Here is a 1835-nt window from a genome sequence, read left to right on the forward strand (position 1 = left end):
CTGGAATACGCCGCCCACGGCGTGCTGCACATGGACGTCGAGGGCAGCCGCTTCATGTCTCCTCCGCAATACGCGGTGTGGGTGCCGCCGCAGATCGAGCACAGTTTCTACAGCCACCAACCGGTCAACTACCGCGCGGTGTGCCTGGCACCCAAGGTCTGCGTCGACCTGCCGTCGCGAGCCTGCACCCTGGCCATCAGTGACATCCTCAAGTCGATCCTCAAGGACTTCGCCGCCCGCGACGTGAAAATCCCCGAGCAGGCCGMCGATCAGCGTCTGGCCCAGGTATTGGTGGACCAACTGCAACAGGCCCCGGTGCACGAGTGCTACCTGCCCTATGCCAGCAGTCCCGGGATACTCGGAATTCTCGAAGCGTTGCAGGCCGAGCCTGGGGATAACCGGCCCCTGTCGGAATGGGCCGCACGCATCCATGTCAGCGAGCGCACCCTGGCGCGGCAGTTCGTGCGGGAACTGGGCATGAGTTTCGGCGAGTGGCGCCAGCGCCTGCGTTTTCTGGCGGCGATCGAAGCGCTGGATAGCCCGCGCAGCATTCAGGAGATCGCCTTCGACATGGGCTACAGCACCGGCTCGGCGTTTATCGCGATGTTCCAGCGTCAGGCCGGGTGCACGCCGGAGCAGTATCGACGCAGCCACCTGGAGAACAGGAAGGTGTAACAGGGGTTGTCTACACTCCAGTACAAGGCCGCGCCCCTCGGCGTGGCGACCAGGAGAAAACTCCATGAAGATGATGCGTGTCCCTTTGTTGATGATCGGTTTGCTGCTCTGTTCCCAAGGCTTCGCCGCCACAGCCCAACAGGAAAAGATGACTACCTGCAACGCCGACGCCACGGCCAAAAGCCTCAAGGGCGACGAGCGCAAAGCCTTCATGAGCACCTGCCTGAAGGCGACTCCGGCGGCAAACGATGCCGGTAAGGCCTTGACCCCACAACAAGAGAAGATGAAGACCTGCAACGCCGACGCCGCCACCAAAGCCCTCAAGGGTGACGAGCGCAAGGCGTTCATGAGTGATTGCCTGAAGAAAAAATAAACCTGGAAGCTTGTGGTGAATGTGCCGACCCCATCGCGAGCAAGCTCGCTCCCACATTTGTCCGGTGTACTCAGTTCCACTGTGGGAGCGAGCTTGCTCCGGGCGGCGCTCCGACGATGGGGCCGCAGAAGACGCTGCAAAAAATCCTGAACCACCACTAAGGTCGATCTACACAATCCTAGTGCTCGCACCGGATCGCTGGCAGACTGCCAATCCTTTTTACGCCGTTCGTTTTTGAGGCTGTATGCCAACGTTTTCTCAGCGTCAAGTTTTGCTGGTCATCAGCTGGGTCATCATTTTTGGCGGACTGCTGCTGGTCATCCCGCTGCGATTGCTGCCCAGCCTGCTCGCCGGGTTGCTGGTGTTCGAGCTGGTCAACATGCTCACCCCGCAACTGCAACGGTTGATCGAAGGCCGGCGCGCGCGCTGGCTGGCGGTGGCGTTGCTGGGGACTCTGATTGTCAGCGTGCTGACGCTGATCTTCGCCGGTGCCATCAGCTTCCTGCTGCACGAAGCAGAGAACCCTGGCGCTTCCCTCGACAAGTTCATGGGTGTAGTCGACCGCGCACGCGGGCAACTGCCGCCGTTCATCGACGCTTACCTGCCAGCCAGTGCCGCGGAGTTTCGTGTGGCGATTGGCGAGTGGGTGAGCAAGCACCTCAGTGATTTGCAACTGGTGGGCAAGGATGCAGCGCACATGTTCGTGACGCTGCTGATCGGCATGGTGCTCGGCGCGATCATCGCCTTGCAGCGCGTTCCGGACCTGACCAAGCGCAAACCATTGGCC

At 61.2% G+C, this 1835-nt stretch carries 2 protein-coding genes and 1 pseudogene; all 3 read left to right on the top strand.

From position 1 onward, the window contains the following. A partial coding sequence (locus tag ACXRVY_RS26880) for an AraC family transcriptional regulator (RefSeq protein WP_458238718.1) occupies positions 1 to 675 on the top strand: 675 nt, incomplete at its 5' end. Between the two features lie 64 nt (positions 676 to 739). Beyond that, complete coding sequence (locus ACXRVY_RS26885) at positions 740 to 1048, top strand: PsiF family protein (protein ID WP_223463634.1); 309 nt, start codon at positions 740 to 742, stop codon at positions 1046 to 1048. Between the two features lie 244 nt (positions 1049 to 1292). Continuing rightward, positions 1293 to 1835, top strand: a pseudogene (locus ACXRVY_RS26890) (hypothetical protein); the annotation flags it as partial.

It is taken from the genome of Pseudomonas sp. P5_A2_2, assembly GCF_054177685.1.